This is a genomic window from Streptomyces sp. NPDC004629, assembly GCF_042873595.1.
GTDB lineage: Bacteria > Actinomycetota > Actinomycetes > Streptomycetales > Streptomycetaceae > Streptomyces.
In genome coordinates this window covers 12,400-29,009 of the sequence record NZ_JBIALO010000012.1, presented here as the reverse complement: position 1 = coordinate 29,009, position 16,610 = coordinate 12,400, and the positions used below count along the sequence as shown (strand labels likewise).

Genomic DNA, 16,610 nt, shown 5'->3' with positions numbered 1-16,610 from the left:
GGGTAGATCGCCTCCGAGGGGACCTGCCGTGACCCACGCCCCGCCGCCCGGGCCACCCCGGGCCCGCATCCCCGGCCCGCGGCGGTCCCCGCCGCCCCGCCGCCGGGTCCGCGGGGGCCGGTGGCGGCGCCGGTTGTGGGGCACGCCCGCCCTGCTGGTGCCGGCCGCCCTGATCGGTTACGCGGCACAGAAGGCCGCCTCGCTGCCCACGCTGCTGCTGCTCGGCGGCTCCCTGGTGTGCGCCGCCCTGGCGTTGCACGCGCCCAACGGGCAGGGCCGCGACCGGATGTGAGCGCGACCGAGGGGTTCCCACACCCTTGAAAGTACCCCCTAGGGGTATACTCTGGGTGACGCAGGCCCCACTGTGGGACTCATCGGCCCCATCTGCCACGGACGAGGAGCAATGCCATGACCGCCCAGACCGACAACCCGGACTCCGTCACGACCGTCTACCAGGTGAGCGGCATGAGCTGCGGACACTGTGAGGGTGCCGTCTCCGGCGAGATCTCGGAGATCCCCGGCGTCAGCTCGGTGAAGGCCGTCGCGTCGAGCGGCGAGGTCACCGTCGTCTCCGCCGCACCGCTCGACGAGGAGGCCGTCCGCGCCGCCGTCGACGAGGCCGGCTTCGAACTGGTCGGCGCGGTCTGAGCCGGCACGGCCCGAGCACTCGAACGCAGAGCTGAGACACCCCTCCCCGTCCGGGCCGTACCGACCAGCCGACACTGGATCCGTACGGCCCGGTCCGTTGTCTGGAGTCCGGACATGACCAGCACCACCACGGGACCCACCGCGGCGACGACCACGACCCCCAAAGCCCCCGCTCCCTCCGAAGCCCCCGCGACCCGCGAGCCCTCGGCCGTCCGCGAGGTCGACCTGCTCATCGGGGGCATGACCTGTGCCTCCTGCGCCGCCCGGGTCGAGAAGAAGCTCAACCGCATGGACGGCGTCACCGCCACCGTGAACTTCGCGACGGAGAAGGCGAAGGTCAGCTGTGCCGACGGCATCCAGGTCGCCGATCTGATCGCCACCGTGGAGAAGACGGGGTACACCGCCGAGGAACCCCCGCCGCCGCAGCCGCCCGAGACGGCCGCACCGCGGCAGACCACCGCGGACCCCGAGCTGACGGCGCTGCGTCAACGGCTGCTCGGCTCCGCCCTGCTGGCGGTGCCCGTGGTCCTGCTCGCCATGGTCCCGGCGCTCCAGTTCGACAACTGGCAGTGGCTCTCGCTGACCCTGGCCGCTCCGGTCGTCGTCTGGGGCGGACTGCCGTTCCACCGGGCCGCCTGGACGAACGCCCGGCACGGCGCGGCCACCATGGACACCCTGGTCTCGGTCGGCACATTGGCCGCGTTCGGCTGGTCGCTGTGGGCGCTGTTCCTCGGCGACGCGGGCATGCCGGGCATGCACGACGAGTTCCGGTTCACCGTCGAGCGGATGGACCCCGCCGCCACCATCTATCTGGAGGTGGCCGCGGGCGTCGTCACCCTGATCCTGCTGGGCCGCTTCCTGGAGGCCCGTGCCAAGCGACGGGCGGGCGCCGCCCTGCGGGCGCTGATGGAGCTGGGCGCCAAGGACGTGGCCGTGCTGCGGGAGGGGCGCGAGGTGCGCGTGCCGGTGGCGCAGCTGCGGGTCGGCGACCGCTTCGTCGTGCGCCCCGGCGAGAAGGTCGCCACCGACGGCACCGTGGTCGAGGGGGTCTCCGCGATCGACCAGTCCCTGCTGACCGGTGAGTCGGTGCCGCTGGACGTGGGTGTCGGCGACGCCGTCACCGGTGCCACGGTCAACGCGGGCGGCCGGCTGGTCGTCGAGGCCACCCGGGTCGGCACGGACACCCGGCTGGCCCGGATGGCGAAGCTGGTGGAGGACGCCCAGAACGGCAAGGCCGAGGTGCAGCGGCTCGCCGACCGGATCTCCGCGGTGTTCGTCCCGGCGGTCATCCTGATCGCCGCCGCCACGTTCGGGGTCTGGCTCGGTGTCACGGGCGACACGGCCGCCGCCTTCACGGCGGCCGTCGCGGTGCTGATCATCGCCTGCCCGTGTGCACTGGGCCTGGCCACGCCCACCGCGCTGATGGTCGGCACCGGCCGGGGCGCGCAGCTCGGCATCCTCATCAAGGGCCCGGAGGTCCTGGAGTCCACGCGCCGCGTCGACACCGTCGTCCTGGACAAGACCGGCACGGTCACCACCGGCCGGATGACCCTCCAGGAGGTGTACGTCGCCGAGGGGACCGACGAGAAGGAGCTGCTGCGGCTCGCGGGCGCCCTGGAGCACGCCTCCGAGCATCCGGTGGCCCGAGCGGTCGCGGCCGGCGCCGGGGAGCGGGTCGGGACGCTGCCGCCGGCCGAGCACTTCGAGAACGTCCCGGGGCGTGGCGTACGCGGGCGTGTCGAGGGACATGAGGTGGCCGTGGGGCGGCTCTTCGACGAACTGCCGCCGCAGCTGGTCCAGGCGGTAGCGGAGGCCGAGAGGAACGGTCGCACGGCCGTCGTGGCCGGCTGGGACGGCGCTGCACGCGGGGTCCTCGCCGTCGCCGACGCGGTCAGGGAGACCAGCGCCGAGGCCATACGGGAGCTGCGCGCGCTGGGCCTCAGGCCGGTGCTGCTGACCGGGGACAACCGGACGGTGGCACAGTCCGTCGCCAAGGCCGTGGGGATCGACGAGGTGATCGCCGAGGTGCTGCCCGAGGACAAGGTCGACGTCGTACGGCGGCTGCGGGATGAGGGGCGGATCGTGGCCATGGTGGGCGACGGCGTCAACGACGCGGCGGCGCTCGCCACCGCCGATCTGGGTCTCGCGATGGGCACCGGCACGGACGCGGCGATCGAGGCGGGCGATCTGACGCTGGTGCGCGGGGATCTGCGGGTGGCCGCGGACGCCATCCGGCTGTCCCGGCGTACGCTGGCCACGATCAAGGGCAATCTGGTGTGGGCCTTCGGCTACAACGTGGCCGCGCTGCCGCTGGCGGCGGCCGGGCTGCTGAACCCGATGATCGCCGGGGCGGCGATGGCCTTCTCGTCGGTGTTCGTGGTGACGAACAGCCTGCGTCTGCGGCGGTTTCGGTGAGTCCTGCCGAAGTTACCGACAGTAGGCCGGGGTCGATGTAAGAGTGCCCCTAGAGTCCGGCGCGAGCCTCACATAAGCTCTTCACAAGGCTCGCGCATCATCCTTACGCTGGAGCCCCGATCACCATATTGGGGCTCTTGCGTATTTTAGGGACATATGCAAGAGACGCAGATCACAGTGATGTGAACGTAACCATCGAAGGGGTTCGACGGTCTAAGTTGGCGATGTCAGTCGGCGTCTTGGGGGGCGCCGGCCGGCATCTGAGGATGTCTTGGGGGACTTCCTCAGAGATGCGTTGCCGGGGCACGTGCAGCGGGGAGCTTTGAGCGGCCACCCCGACCCGTGCGGGTCCCGGCAGATCGCACCACATCACTGGAGTGCGACGGGTTTTGCTCGTTGTGCTCACGCAGCGATTCAGGCGCTGCTTTCGCAAGCGCCCGGCCGGATCCCGTGGGGGGAATCCGCACCGGGACACGGGAAGGCGCCCTGGCCGTCGGCCCGTGGGGGGACCGGCGTACCAGGGCGCCTTCTGCTTTTCCTCAGGGCTCGGTTCGCCTCGGGCGCGCCGGCGCCGTCACGCGGAACCGTCACCTCCGCGGGCAGAGCTGTGCCGCGGCCCCCAGAGCCGCGGCGCCCCTTACGCCGGCAGGTGTCAGCGCCCCTCGACCGGCACGAAGTCGCGCTCGACGACGCCCGTGTAGATCTGACGCGGGCGGCCGATGCGGGACCCCGGCTCCTTGATCATTTCCTGCCACTGGGCGATCCAGCCCGGCAGCCGGCCGAGAGCGAACAGAACGGTGAACATCTCCGACGGGAAGCCCATGGCCCGGTAGATCAGGCCGGTGTAGAAGTCCACGTTCGGGTAGAGCTTGCGCTCGACGAAGTAGCTGTCGGAGAGGGCGTGCTCCTCCAGCTTGAGGGCGATGTCGAGCAGCTCGTCCTCCTTGCCGAGGGCCGAGAGCACGTCGTGCGCGGCGGCCTTGATGATCTTGGCGCGCGGGTCGAAGTTCTTGTAGACCCGGTGGCCGAAGCCCATCAGGCGGACGCCGTCGTCCTTGTTCTTCACCTTGCGGATGAAGGTGTCGACGTCGGCGCCGGAGTCGCGGATGCCCTCCAGCATCTCCAGGACGGACTGGTTGGCGCCGCCGTGCAGCGGACCCCACAGCGCGTTGATGCCCGCGGAGATCGACGCGAACATGTTGGCCTGGGAGGAGCCGACCAGGCGGACCGTGGAGGTCGAACAGTTCTGTTCGTGGTCTGCATGCAGGATCAGCAGCTTGTCGAGGGCGGAGGCGACCACCGGGTCCGGCTGGTACTCGTCCGCCGGCACCGAGAAGGTCATGCGCAGGAAGTTCTCGACGTAGCCGAGGTCGTTGCGCGGGTAGACGAACGGGTGACCGATCGACTTCTTGTAGGCGTACGCCGCGATCGTCGGGAGCTTGGCGAGCAGACGGATGGTGGAGAGGTTGCGCTGCTTCTCGTCGAACGGGTTGTGGCTGTCCTGGTAGAAGGTGGACAGCGCCGAGACGACCGAGGACAGCATCGCCATCGGGTGGGCGTCGCGCGGGAAGCCCGTGTAGAAGTTCTTGACGTCCTCGTGCAGCAGCGTGTGCTGGGTGACGTCGTTCTTGAACGTGGTCAGCTCGTCGACGGTCGGCAGCTCACCGTTGATCAGCAGGTACGCCACCTCCAGGAACGTGGAGCGCTCGGCCAGCTGCTCGATCGGGTAACCGCGGTAGCGCAGGATGCCCGCCTCGCCGTCGAGGTAGGTGATGGCGGATTTATAGGCAGCCGTGTTGCCGTAACCGCTGTCCAGAGTCACCAGACCGGTCTGGGCGCGGAGCTTCCCGATGTCGAAGCCCTTGTCGCCGACGGTGCTGTCGATCACCGGGTAGGTGTACTCGCCGTCGCCGTACCGCAGTACTACAGAGTTGTCGCTCACGTCTTCCCTCACCGACGTAGTGCCTCATCTTCGAGGTGCCCTGACTGTCTCTACCATCCCCCATTTGGCTCAGGAGAGTGCACTCGGGGTCGACCATTGGGCTTATCGACGGCACTCAGTGCCGCCAACCTGCTCATCCTGCCCCGTTGTCAGCCCATCTGGAAGGGCTCTGTGACCTTCCCGACTCAACTGATCGATCATTTTCGGTGCTCCAGCCGGAAGTCGAGGGCCGTGCACCGCCGGCCGGCCGACACGGTGCGCACCGCCTGGCCGATCGCCTTGCGCGAACCGACGAGGACGACCAGCCGCTTGGCCCGGGTGACCGCCGTGTACAGCAGATTGCGCTGGAGCATCATCCAGGCGCCCGTGGTGACCGGGATGACCACCGCCGGGTACTCGCTGCCCTGTGAGCGGTGGATGGTCACCGCGTACGCGTGCGCCAGCTCGTCCAGTTCGTCGAACTCGTACGGCACCTCCTCGTCCTCGTCCGTCAGCACCGTCAGCCGCTGGTCGACCGGATCCAGCGAGGTGACCACGCCCACGGTGCCGTTGAAGACGCCGTTCTCGCCTTTCTCGTAATTGTTGCGAATCTGGGTCACCTTGTCGCCGACACGGAAGACCCGGCCGCCGAACCGCTTCTCGGGCAGGTCCGGACGGCCCGGTGTGACGGCCTGCTGAAGCAGCCCGTTGAGGGTGCCGGCGCCGGCCGGACCGCGGTGCATCGGCGCGAGCACCTGCACATCCCGGCGCGGGTCGAGGCCGAACCGGGCCGGGATGCGGCGCGCCGCCACGTCCACGGTGAGGCGTCCGGCCGCCTCCGTGTCCTCCTCGACGAACAGGAAGAAGTCCTTCATGCCGTCGGTGACCGGGTGCCGGCCGGAGTTGATGCGGTGCGCGTTGGTCACCACGCCGGACTGCTGGGCCTGCCGGAAGACCCGGGTGAGACGGACGGCCGGGATCGGGCTGCCGTCGGCCAGCAGATCCCGCAGCACCTCGCCGGCCCCGACGCTGGGCAGCTGGTCCACATCCCCGACGAAGAGCAGATGGGCGCCCGGCGGCACCGCCTTGACCAGCTTGTTGGCGAGCAGCAGGTCCAGCATGGACGCCTCGTCCACGACGATCAGGTCGGCCTGGAGCGGGCGGTCCTTGTCGTACGCCGCGTCGCCGCCCGGCTTCAGCTCCAGCAGCCGGTGCACGGTGGACGCCTCGGCGCCGGTCAGCTCGGCCAGCCGCTTGGCGGCGCGACCGGTGGGAGCGGCCAGCACGACCCTGGCCTGCTTGGCGCGGGCCAGCTCCACGATGGAGCGGACCGTGAAGGACTTGCCGCAGCCGGGGCCGCCGGTGAGGACGGCGACCCTCTCGGTCAGCGCCAGCCGCACGGCCGCCTCCTGCTCGGGCGCGAGGTCGGTGCCGGTGCGCTCCTTGAGCCAGCCCAGGGCCTTGTCCCAGGCCACGTCCCGGAAGGACGGCATCCGGTCCTCGTCGGTGCGCAGCAGGCGCACCAGCTGGGCGGCGAGGGAGAGTTCGGCGCGGTGGAAGGGGACGAGGTAGACCGCGGTGACGGGCTCGCCGTCGTCGGGTCCGGGCACCTTCTCCCGTACGACGCCCGGGTCGGACCCGTCCTGCGGCGGCTCGGCCAGCTCGGCGAGGCACTCGATGACCAGGCCGGTGTCGACCTGGAGCAGCTTCACCGCGTCCGCGATGAGCCGCTCCTCGGGCAGGAAGCAGTGGCCCTGGTCGGTGGACTGGGACAGCGCGTACTGGAGGCCCGCCTTGACGCGCTCCGGGCTGTCGTGCGGGATGCCCACGGACTGGGCGATCTTGTCGGCGGTCAGGAAACCGATGCCCCACACGTCCGCCGCCAGCCGGTACGGCTGGTTCTTCACGACGGAGATCGAGGCGTCGCCGTACTTCTTGTAGATGCGCACCGCGATGGAGGTGGAGACCTCGACGGTCTGGAGGAAGAGCATGACCTCCTTGATCGCCTTCTGCTCCTCCCAGGCGTCGGCGATCTTCTTGGTGCGCTTGGGGCCAAGACCGGGCACCTCGATCAGCCGCTTGGGCTCCTCCTCGATGATCCGCAGCGTGTCCAGGCCGAAGTGCTGCGTGATGCGGTCGGCGAACACCGGGCCGATGCCCTTGACCAGGCCCGAGCCGAGATAGCGGCGGATGCCCTGGACGGTGGCCGGCAGCACGGTCGTGTAGTTCTCCACGGTGAACTGCTTGCCGTACTGCGGGTGGGAACCCCAGCGGCCCTCCATCCGCAGCGACTCGCCCACCTGCGCGCCGAGCAGCGCACCGACCACGGTGAGCAGGTCGCCGGCGCCTCTGCCGGTGTCGACGCGCGCGACCGTGTAGCCGTTGTCCTCGTTGGCGTACGTGATCCGCTCCAGTACGCCTTCGAGTACGGCGAGCTTCCGCTCGGTGGGGTTCCCCGCCTGCTGCACCATGCCCCCGACCGTACCGCCGGGCTGTGACAGCGCCGTTCGCGGAGGTGGATGTGTGAGGGGGCGGTGGGGAGGGCGGGGCGTCGGGGCTTTCGGGTCTAATCCTCGAAGTCCTGGGCCAGTTCCTGCCAGGGGACGGTGCGCAGGGCCGGGTGCGGGTTGTCGTCCGACGGGATGTCGGTGGTGGGCTGGAACCAGACGATGATCAGAGCCGAGAAGTACCAGCCCGAGTCGTGGGCGGGGTCGGTCTCCGTCGAGTCGAAGGCGCCGATGCACGCGACGACGGGCAGCACTTCGACGGGCTCCGACCGGTGCGCGGGCGCCTCGGGGCAGGTGCGCTCGGGGGGTATGAGGTGGACCGGCCGGCCGGGGTAGGCGTCCCGCGCCGCGCGCAGCCGTGAGGCGACGTCGAAGTCGTTGACGCGCTTGGAGGGGCGGCCCTCGATCAGCCCGCCGTAGGTCGAGGAGAGCCGCAGCTCGGCGAGCGCGATGGAGCGGCCGGACGCGAGGGTGATGCGGCTCAGGGGCATGGGCGAACCCTAGGTCCTTCTCGTGCCGTTGGGTGTGCGGTCCTGATACGCCGACGGAGGGTGCGGTCGTGGAGCGGGTCGTACGAGACGGCTCCTTGTGACGCGGGCAGCCACGGCCGGACAATGGACGGGCGCCCGGCCGACTGGGGGTATGTGGCGCGGAAGGGGTGGGCGGACATGTCACGGAAACGGAAGATCGCGGTGCTCGGACTGACGGCGGGAGTGGCCGCGGTGGGTCTGTGCTGGCTCTATGGGCCGACGTGGTTCCTGCGCTGGGCGGACGATCCCGGCGACTAGTTGTCAGCGGGGGGGGTGTTCAGGGGCGGGGGTGCTCCTTGAGGGCTTGCAGGAAGGTCGTGAAGACGGGGGTGGGGAAGGTGAGGGGGCCGTGGGCGCGGTCCTTGGAGTCGCGGATGCCCACTCGGGTGCGGTGGTGTGCGATTTCCACGCAGGAGTCACCGTCGCCGGGGCCCGAGTAGGACGACTTGCGCCAGTTGTCGAGGGTGTCCATGGGGTGCCTCACAGCTCTTTGATCAACCTGTGGATGAAGTCGCGTGACCGTTCAACGTCAAGTGACGCGGCCTCCACTTTACGGAAGAGCGTTCGAAAGGCGCTGAGCTGGGCTTCGGAATCAACGAACGCGGCGCCGTGGGGCGCATCGCGAACGACCGTATCCAGCTTGGGTACGGAACCACCTGCGTACGTCATGGCACTCGCGGCGCCGGCAAAGCCCTCCAGGTCGAAGGGGATGACGCGGACAGTGATGTGATCGGCTTCGGCGAGTTCGACAAGACGGGTGAGCTGGGATCGGGTGGCACCGCGGTCACTCACCATGATGCGCAACGCCGCCTCGTGCACGACGGCTTCGTACGGCGTGCGGCGCGGGTCTTCGAGGATGACCTTGCGCTGCATCCGGTGTCTGACGCGCAACTCAAGCTCCTCGCCCGGAAGTCCGGGGACCCGAGAGGCATAGACGGCACGGGCATAATCCTCCGTCTGAAGCAGACCGGGAATGTACAGGAACTGAGCCTCGCGCAAGAACGTGGCATGGTGCTCCAGTTCAGCGAGGTCGAGGAAGGGCGTGGGCAAGGCTCCGCGGTACTCCTCCCACCAACCCTGAGTCCGATCGGCGGCCATGGCGATCAGGGCATTGATGAATGTCTCATCCGTGCATACGTAGTGGGCCGCAAGACGGCGCAGCCGCTTCTCACTCACACCGGCGTGCGCGGATTCGATGTGGCTGATCTGGGCGGAGCCCACTCCGAGCAGCCCTGCCGCCTCACGTGCGTGCGCTCCTCACCGCGCCTCGCCCGCGAGGAGGGCGAGGCGGTGGGCGGTGCGACCACTCCTCGACTCAACGCGCCTATGAGCGGGCGATCTGGTCGATGTCGCGGAGTTGCTGGCGACGGAACTGGTCTCCAACGCCGTACGGCATACGAAGGGGCCGGCCGCTCTGCGTGTGCGCTGATCGGCGGGCGTGCTGCGGCTCGGGGCGTGGGGCGCGGACCCTCAACCTCCTGAGCCACCACGGCCGTTGGACCAGGTCACCGAACTGGAGGACGGCCGCGGGCTCGCGCTGATCCGGGCCTGCGCCGACGTGTGGGGTTGGCAGCCACTGACCAGGCACGGCAACCGGGGCACATACGTGTGGTGCGAACTCACGGCGGCCTGAGGAGGGGCGGCGAGAGCCCGATGCGGTGGGGCAAAGCGCCGCGAGGGGGCGCGGGGGCGCGGCGGGGGGCGCGGCAAGGTCGGCCGCGACACACGAAGACGATCTACGGCGCGTCCGGCCGTGCCGACGCTGCGCCGGACTCGTTGATCTCGTCGTACGGAAAGGAGAGCTGATGGTCGGCTCGTCGCATGAGGCGCTGCACCGGATCTTCCAGAAGGACCCGGCCCTGCTGACCCGGGCGCTACAGCGGGTGCTGCACGTGCCCTTCCCCGAGCCCCGGGAGATCGCCGCGCTGAACGTGGACCTCACGGAGATCGAACCGGTCGAGCGGCGCGTGGACACACTGCTGCGGGCAGAAACGGACGAGGGGACCTTCCTCCTCGTGGTCGAGTCGCAGGGGAAGGCGGACGACCGGAAGCGGGGCAGCTGGCCCTACTACTTGTCGTACTTGTATGAGAAGTATCGCTGTGAGCCCGTGCTCATCGTCATCACCCAGAACAGCGCCACGGCCAAGTGGGCGTCGAAACCTATCCGGTTGGGCTTCCCCGGCTGGGAGTCGCTGACCGTACGGCCACTGGTGCTGGGGCCGGACAACGTGCCGGTGATCGCGGACGAGCGGCAGGCCGAGCGAGACGTACCCCTTGCGGTGCTGTCGGCGATGACACACGGGCGGGGACCGCAGGCCGCCGTCATACTGGAATCCCTGGCAGCCGCCCTGCGGACCGTCGACGCCGACAGTGCCGCGGTCTTCGTGCAGTTCGTCGACTCATGCCTGGCCGATCCCCAGGCGAAGCAGATGTGGAGGGACTTGATGACGGCGATCCAGTACTTCTGGCGACACCCGCTGGCCGAACAGGTACGTGAAGAAGGACGTGAAGAAGGACGCGTGGAGGGGCACGTCCAAAGGTCCCGTGCGATGGTCCTGAGCATGCTCGAATGGCGCGGAATCCCGGTATCCCAAGCCGTCCGCGATCGGGTCAACGCCTGCGCCGACCTGGACCAGCTTGAGGTATGGGCCCAGCGAGCCATGCACGCCACGGACGCAGCCGAACTCTTCACCGAGGACTGAGCACGTGAACCGCCGAGCCACTCGCGTCACGGGCGGCCCGCATCGTCAACCACCAAGCACACGTCGGGGGACTTGAGAATGGCAATCCAGTACTTCTGGCGACACCCGCTCGCCGAACAGGTACGTGAAGAAGGACGCAAAGAAGGCCGTGTCCAAGCGGTGCGTGAGACGATCCTGTTCATCTTGAGATGTCGCGGAATCGCGGTACCCCGAGCCGCCCTTGAACGGATCAACTCCTGCACAGACCCCGACCAACTTGACACCTGGGGCCGACGAGCCGTCCACGCCACGGACGTCGGCGAACTGTTCGTTCAGGACTGAGCCGAGGGAATCTCGGGCCGCCCGCTTCATTGCCAGTGTCGTGCTTCCGCGGGCCGAGTAAAGGGCGCGGGCGGCCCGGGGTGGGCGGTGGCCGGGTTGGGAGCCCCCGGGTGAGTTACGGCGTGGGCCGGGGTCGGGGGCGCGGTCGCGTCTCACCCGCACGCCGGGTGAGATCGGCGGCTCACCGCCGGCGGGCTACCTGACCACACGTCAGCAAAACGGCGCACGCCGGGGAAATCGGCGACTCACCGCAGGTGGGACAGCGGACAGCGCGTCAGCAGGCCGCGCACGCCGGGTGTGGTCGGCGGCTCACCGCCCGTGGGTGGCTGGGCAGCGCGCGGCAAAGGGGGCGTGCGCCGGGGCGGCTCGCAACTCGCGGGCGTGTGGTGGTGGCTGCGGCGGCGGGTGCGGGTGATTGGCGCGTGTGTCCCAGGGGTGGGCTGCGAAGGGCCAGGAGGGAAGGGCGGTGCGTGGGACAAACCCACCCAACCGGCGGCGGTCGTGGGCCTTCTGCCGAGCAGACCCTGCTCCTCCCGACCGGCGCAGCCTCCGACCCGGCATGCCTCCCAACCGCCCCCTCACGCCCGACACCCCCCAACCGCCTGCCTCGCGCCCGGTGCGCCCTCCCAACTGGCCCCCTCCCGCCCGACGCACCCCTCACATCGCCCTCGCCTCACGACCGGTGCGCCCCTCAGGTCGCCTTCGCCTCACACCCGGTGCGCTCTCCCAGCCGGCCCCCTCACGCCGGCGCACCCTCCCAACCCCACACCCCTCACCCCCCGACGCACCCCTCAGGTCGCCCTCGCCTCGCGACCGCCGCGCCCCAACCGACGCCGACTTGACCCCGGCCCTCCCACGGAGCGAAGCGAGATGCGGGCCGGCCGTGTAGGTGACGGGCGCGGCTACGGGGCCCTCCGCGCCCAGGCGGCCCAGGTCACGATTGGGTTTCGGGGTGGGGTCAGGGGTTGCGCGTAGCTCGTGTAATCGATTCCAATCCTCCGTACATGTCGATGTAATCGATTCCATGCATGTCCACAAGGAGGTGGAACGGCGATGGCGAGCATCAAGGACGTCGCCGCCGCGGCGGGGGTTTCCGTCGCCACGGTCTCGCGCGTCCTGAACGATCACCCGTCGGTCAGCGCGGACGCACGCACGCGCGTGCTGGCCGCCGTCGACGGCCTCGGCTACCGGCCCAACGCCGTCGCCCGTTCCCTGCGCACCGACCAGACGCACACCCTCGGCCTGGTCATCAGCGACGTACTGAACCCGTACTTCACCGAACTGGCCCGCTCCGTCGAGGAGGAGGCCCGCGCGCTCGGCTACAGCGTCATCATCGGCAACGCCGACGAGCGGCCCGACCTCCAGGACCACCATGTGCGGACCCTGCGGGACCGGCGGATCGACGGGCTGCTCGTCTCGCCGACCGACGGCGGTTCGCCGCTGATGCTGGACGCCGTCCGCGCGGGCACGCCGATGGTGTTCGTCGATCGGTGGATCCCGGGAGTGGACGTGCCGGTCGTCAGGGCCGACGGGCGCGCGGCGATCCGGGATCTGGTCGCCCATCTGCAGGGGCTGGGGCACCGGCGGCTCGCGATCATCGCGGGGCCCGCGGCCACCACGACCGGCAGCGAGCGCGTCCAGGCGTTCCGGACCGCCATGGCCGAGTACGGAATGCCCCTCCCGGACGCCTACATAGGCCAGGGCGACTTCCAGGCCGAGAGCGGACGGCGGGTCACCGAGGGCTTCCTCGACCTGCCCGAGCCGCCCGAGGTCGTCTTCGCCGCCGACAACCTGATGGCGCTGGGCGCGCTGGACGCCGTCCGCGCGCGCGGGCTGCGCGTTCCGGACGACCTCGCGCTGGCCGCGTTCGACGACATCCCGTGGTTCGTGCACACCGACCCGCCGATCACCGCGGTCGCCCAGCCCACGGGCGACCTCGGCCGGGCCGCCGTACGGGCCCTGGTCGACCGCATCGAGGGCCGGCCCCCCGAGTCCGTGACCCTCGCGGCCCGGCTCGTCGTGCGCCGCTCGTGCGGCGAGCCCGCTGTCCAGGAGCCGTCCCCCGCAACGAACAGGAGCCAGCCGTGAGCAACCCGGACGAGTTGCTGCGCATCGAGGGCATTCGCAAGACCTTCCCGGGCGTGGTCGCGCTGGACGGCGTCGACTTCGACCTGCGGCGCGGCGAGGTGCATGTGCTGCTCGGTGAGAACGGCGCGGGCAAGAGCACGCTGATCAAGATGCTCTCCGGCGCCTACCGCCCCGACGCCGGCCGGATCCTGGTCGGCGGCGAGGAGGTGCGCATCCACAGTGCGCAGGACTCCGAACGCCTCGGCATCGCCACCATCTACCAGGAGTTCAACCTGGTACCCGATCTGACGGTCGCCGAGAACATCTTCCTGGGCCGCCAGCCGCGCCGCTTCGGGATGATCGACCGCAGGACGATGGAGGCGGACGCCGAAGTGCTCCTCGCGCGCGTGGGCGTGAACGTCTCGCCACGCGCGCGTGTCCGCGAACTCGGCATCGCACGGCTGCAGATGGTCGAGATCGCCAAGGCGCTCAGCCTGGACGCGCGCGTGCTGATCATGGACGAGCCGACCGCGGTGCTCACCTCGGAGGAGGTCGACACGCTCTTCGGTATCGTGCGCTCGCTGCGCGAGGACGGCGTCGGCGTGGTCTTCATCACCCACCACCTGGAGGAGATCTCCGCCCTCGGCGACCGGGTGACCGTCATCCGTGACGGCAGGAGCGTCGGTCAGGTCCCGGCCACGACGCCCGAGGACGAGCTGGTGCGGCTCATGGTGGGCCGCACCATCGAGCAGCAGTACCCGCGCGAGCGCGCCGACACCGGGGCCGCGTTGCTCACCGTCGACGGACTCACCCGCGGCGGCGTCTTCCACGATGTGAGCTTCCAGGTGCACGCCGGCGAGGTCGTGGGCATCGCGGGGCTCGTCGGCGCCGGCCGCACCGAGGTCGTCCGTGCCGTGTTCGGCGCCGACCCCTACGACAAGGGGGACGTGCGGGTCGCCGGTGCGCCGCTGCGGCGGCACGACGTCAACGCGGCGATGGCGGCCGGGATCGGGCTCGTGCCCGAGGACCGCAAGGGCCAGGGCCTGGTGCTCGACGCGTCCGTCGAGGAGAACCTCGGCCTGGTGACCATGCGGTCCGCGACCCGTGCCGGGCTCGTCGACCGGAAGGCCCAGCACCGGGCGGCCGAGCGGATCGCCGGGCAGCTGGGCGTGCGGATGGCGGGCCTCGGGCAGCAGGTGCGCACGCTCTCCGGCGGCAACCAGCAGAAGGTCGTCATCGGCAAGTGGCTGCTCGCCGACACCAAGGTGCTCATCCTCGACGAGCCGACGCGCGGCATCGACGTCGGCGCCAAGGTCGAGATCTACCAGCTCATCAACGAACTGACCGCGCAGGGCGCCGCCGTCCTGATGATCTCCAGCGATCTGCCGGAGGTACTGGGCATGAGCGACCGGGTGCTGGTGATGGCCCAGGGCCGGATCGCGGGCGAACTCGCGGCGGGCGAGGCCACCCAGGACGCCGTGATGGCGCTCGCCGTCAGTACCCCCACCGCTCCCACGACCGAAACGGAGGCCGCTCGTGGCCACTGACACGCTCAACAGCAAGACGGGCGCGAGTGGCGCCCCGGGCGGCCTGCGCCGCCTCCTGCTCGACAACGGCGCGCTCACCGCGCTCATCGTCCTCGTCATCGCCCTGTCGGCGCTGTCCGGTGACTTCCTGACGACCGACAACCTGCTCAACATCGGCGTCCAGGCGGCCGTGACCGCGATCCTCGCCTTCGGCGTCACCTTCGTGATCGTCTCGGCGGGCATCGACCTTTCGGTCGGCTCGGTCGCCGCGCTGTCGGCCACGGTCCTCGCCTGGAGCGCCACCCAGCACGGGGTGCCGGTCGTCCTCGCCGTGCTCCTCGCGATCGCCACCGGCATCGCGTGCGGCCTGGTCAACGGCTTCCTGATCGCGTACGGCAAACTGCCGCCGTTCATCGCGACGCTCGCCATGCTGTCGGTGGGCCGCGGCCTGTCCCTGGTGATCTCACAGGGCTCCCCCATCCCCTTCCCCGACTCCGTCTCGCACCTCGGTGACACGCTGGGCGGCTGGCTGCCGGTGCCCGTGCTGGTCATGGTGGTCATGGGGCTGATCGCGGCGCTCGTGCTCGGCCGTACGTACATCGGCCGCTCCATGTACGCGATCGGCGGCAACGAGGAGGCCGCGCGCCTGTCGGGGCTGCGCGTCAAGAAGCAGAAGCTCGCGATCTACGCCCTTTCGGGTGTCTTCGCCGCCGCCGCGGGCGTCGTGCTCGCCTCCCGGCTGTCCTCCGCGCAGCCGCAGGCCGCCGACGGCTACGAACTGGACGCGATCGCCGCGGTCGTCATCGGCGGTGCCTCGCTCGCGGGCGGCACCGGCAAGGCGTCCGGCACGCTGATCGGTGCGCTGATCCTGGCGGTGCTGCGCAACGGCCTCAACCTGCTGTCCGTGTCGGCCTTCTGGCAGCAGGTCGTGATCGGCGTGGTCATCGCGCTGGCCGTGCTGCTCGACACCGTGCGCCGCAAGGCGGGGGCGACCCCGCAGGCCGCGGGCACGGACGGCGGCAACAGGGGCAGGCAGGCGGCGACGTACACGCTCGCGGCCGTGGTCACCGTGGCGATCGTCGGCGCGACGTCCTTCCTGCACAACGGGTCCGCAGGCGGCGGCAACCCGAAGGTGGGCCTGTCGCTGTCCACCCTCAACAACCCCTTCTTCGTGCAGATCCGGGCGGGCGCCCAGGCCGAGGCGAAGCGCCTCGGGGTGGACCTGACGGTCACGGACGCCCAGAACGACGCCTCGCAGCAGGCCAACCAGCTGCAGAACTTCACCAGTTCGCGGCTCGGCGCGATCATCGTCAACCCGGTGGACTCGGACGCGGCAAGCAACTCCGTGAAGGCGGCCGACCGGGCGAAGATACCCGTGATCGCCGTCGACCGCGGCGTCAACAACGCCCGCACCGACGCCCTGGTCGCCTCCGACAACGTCGCCGGTGGTGAACTCGCCGCCAAGACGATCGCCGAGAAGCTCGGCGGCAACGGGAAGATCGTGATCCTCCAGGGCCAGGCCGGCACCTCCGCCGCGCGCGAGCGCGCCGCCGGGTTCGCCGCGGGACTCAAGGCCTACCCGGGCATCCAGGTCGTGGCCCAGCAGCCCGCCGACTTCGACCGCACCAAGGGCCTCGACGTGATGTCGAACCTGCTCCAGGCCCACCCCGACGTGCAGGGCGTCATCGCCGCCAACGACGAGATGGCCCTCGGCGCGATCAAGGCCCTGGGCGCCAAGGCCGGCCGGTCCGTCTCGGTCGTCGGCTTCGACGGCACCCCGGACGGGCTGACGGCCGTGAAGAACGGCACGCTGTACGCGTCCGTGGCCCAACAGCCCACCCAGTTGGGGAAGATCGCGGTCGACAACGCGCTCAAGGCGCTCCAGGGCAAGAAGATCGACGAGACCGTGAAGGTACCGGTGAAGGTCGTCACCGAGCAGAACGTGAACGGGTTCACCGGCTGACACCGCGCCT

Annotated in this window: 11 protein-coding genes and 2 pseudogenes; 8 read left to right on the top strand and 5 right to left on the bottom strand. The window is 70.3% G+C overall.

Translation table 11 applies throughout. The features are described 5' to 3' along the window. The first annotated feature begins 28 nt into the window (after positions 1 to 28). From ACFYTE_RS19755 to ACFYTE_RS19745, 3 genes are all read left to right on the top strand, one after another. Positions 29 to 292 carry a hypothetical protein gene (locus tag ACFYTE_RS19755; RefSeq protein WP_388711698.1) on the top strand — a complete coding sequence of 88 codons (264 nt, stop codon included), beginning with the start codon at positions 29 to 31 and terminating at the stop codon, positions 290 to 292. Between the two features lie 116 nt (positions 293 to 408). Then, positions 409 to 648, top strand: coding sequence for a heavy-metal-associated domain-containing protein (locus ACFYTE_RS19750; RefSeq protein ID WP_388711695.1), 240 nt, complete (start codon positions 409 to 411; stop codon positions 646 to 648). A 114-nt stretch (positions 649 to 762) separates the two neighbouring features. After that, positions 763 to 3,063, top strand: coding sequence for a heavy metal translocating P-type ATPase (locus ACFYTE_RS19745; protein WP_388711692.1), 2,301 nt, complete (start codon positions 763 to 765; stop codon positions 3,061 to 3,063). Between the two features lie 652 nt (positions 3,064 to 3,715). On the opposite strand, the gene ACFYTE_RS19740 is transcribed toward ACFYTE_RS19745, so the two are convergent. The 5 genes and pseudogenes from ACFYTE_RS19740 to ACFYTE_RS19720 form a co-directional block, all read right to left on the bottom strand. Then, positions 3,716 to 5,005: a citrate synthase gene (locus tag ACFYTE_RS19740; protein ID WP_388711689.1), complete on the bottom strand. Its 1,290-nt coding sequence runs from the start codon at positions 5,003 to 5,005 to the stop codon at positions 3,716 to 3,718. 197 nt (positions 5,006 to 5,202) lie between these two features. After that, positions 5,203 to 7,455 carry an ATP-dependent RecD-like DNA helicase gene (locus ACFYTE_RS19735; RefSeq protein ID WP_388711686.1) on the bottom strand — a complete coding sequence of 751 codons (2,253 nt, stop codon included), beginning with the start codon at positions 7,453 to 7,455 and terminating at the stop codon, positions 5,203 to 5,205. A 95-nt stretch (positions 7,456 to 7,550) separates the two neighbouring features. Beyond that, positions 7,551 to 7,982, bottom strand: coding sequence for a hypothetical protein (locus ACFYTE_RS19730; RefSeq protein ID WP_388711683.1), 432 nt, complete (start codon positions 7,980 to 7,982; stop codon positions 7,551 to 7,553). A gap of 316 nt (positions 7,983 to 8,298) precedes the next feature. Next, the gene (locus ACFYTE_RS19725; RefSeq protein WP_388711680.1) at positions 8,299 to 8,493 is read right to left on the bottom strand and encodes a DUF397 domain-containing protein; all 195 of its coding nucleotides are present in this window, start codon (positions 8,491 to 8,493) and stop codon (positions 8,299 to 8,301) included. Positions 8,494 to 8,501: 8 nt separating this feature from the next. Further along, positions 8,502 to 9,278, bottom strand: a pseudogene (locus tag ACFYTE_RS19720) (DUF5753 domain-containing protein); the annotation flags it as partial. Between the two features lie 82 nt (positions 9,279 to 9,360). Between ACFYTE_RS19720 and ACFYTE_RS19715 the strand changes: the two are divergent. From ACFYTE_RS19715 to ACFYTE_RS19695, 5 genes and pseudogenes are all read left to right on the top strand, one after another. Further along, positions 9,361 to 9,654, top strand: a pseudogene (locus ACFYTE_RS19715) (ATP-binding protein); the annotation flags it as partial. A gap of 172 nt (positions 9,655 to 9,826) precedes the next feature. Next, positions 9,827 to 10,723 carry a hypothetical protein gene (locus ACFYTE_RS19710; protein WP_388711678.1) on the top strand — a complete coding sequence of 299 codons (897 nt, stop codon included), beginning with the start codon at positions 9,827 to 9,829 and terminating at the stop codon, positions 10,721 to 10,723. A gap of 1,374 nt (positions 10,724 to 12,097) precedes the next feature. Beyond that, entirely contained in the window at positions 12,098 to 13,132 is a 1,035-nt protein-coding gene (locus ACFYTE_RS19705) for a LacI family DNA-binding transcriptional regulator (RefSeq protein WP_388711674.1), read from the top strand. Continuing rightward, the gene (locus tag ACFYTE_RS19700; RefSeq protein WP_388711670.1) at positions 13,129 to 14,658 is read left to right on the top strand and encodes a sugar ABC transporter ATP-binding protein; all 1,530 of its coding nucleotides are present in this window, start codon (positions 13,129 to 13,131) and stop codon (positions 14,656 to 14,658) included. The genes ACFYTE_RS19705 and ACFYTE_RS19700 overlap by 4 nt, the downstream gene beginning before the upstream one ends. Continuing rightward, a complete protein-coding gene (locus ACFYTE_RS19695) occupies positions 14,648 to 16,600 on the top strand; it encodes a substrate-binding domain-containing protein (RefSeq protein ID WP_388711667.1) in 1,953 nt (650 codons plus the stop codon). The genes ACFYTE_RS19700 and ACFYTE_RS19695 overlap by 11 nt, the downstream gene beginning before the upstream one ends. Positions 16,601 to 16,610: the final 10 nt, after the last annotated feature.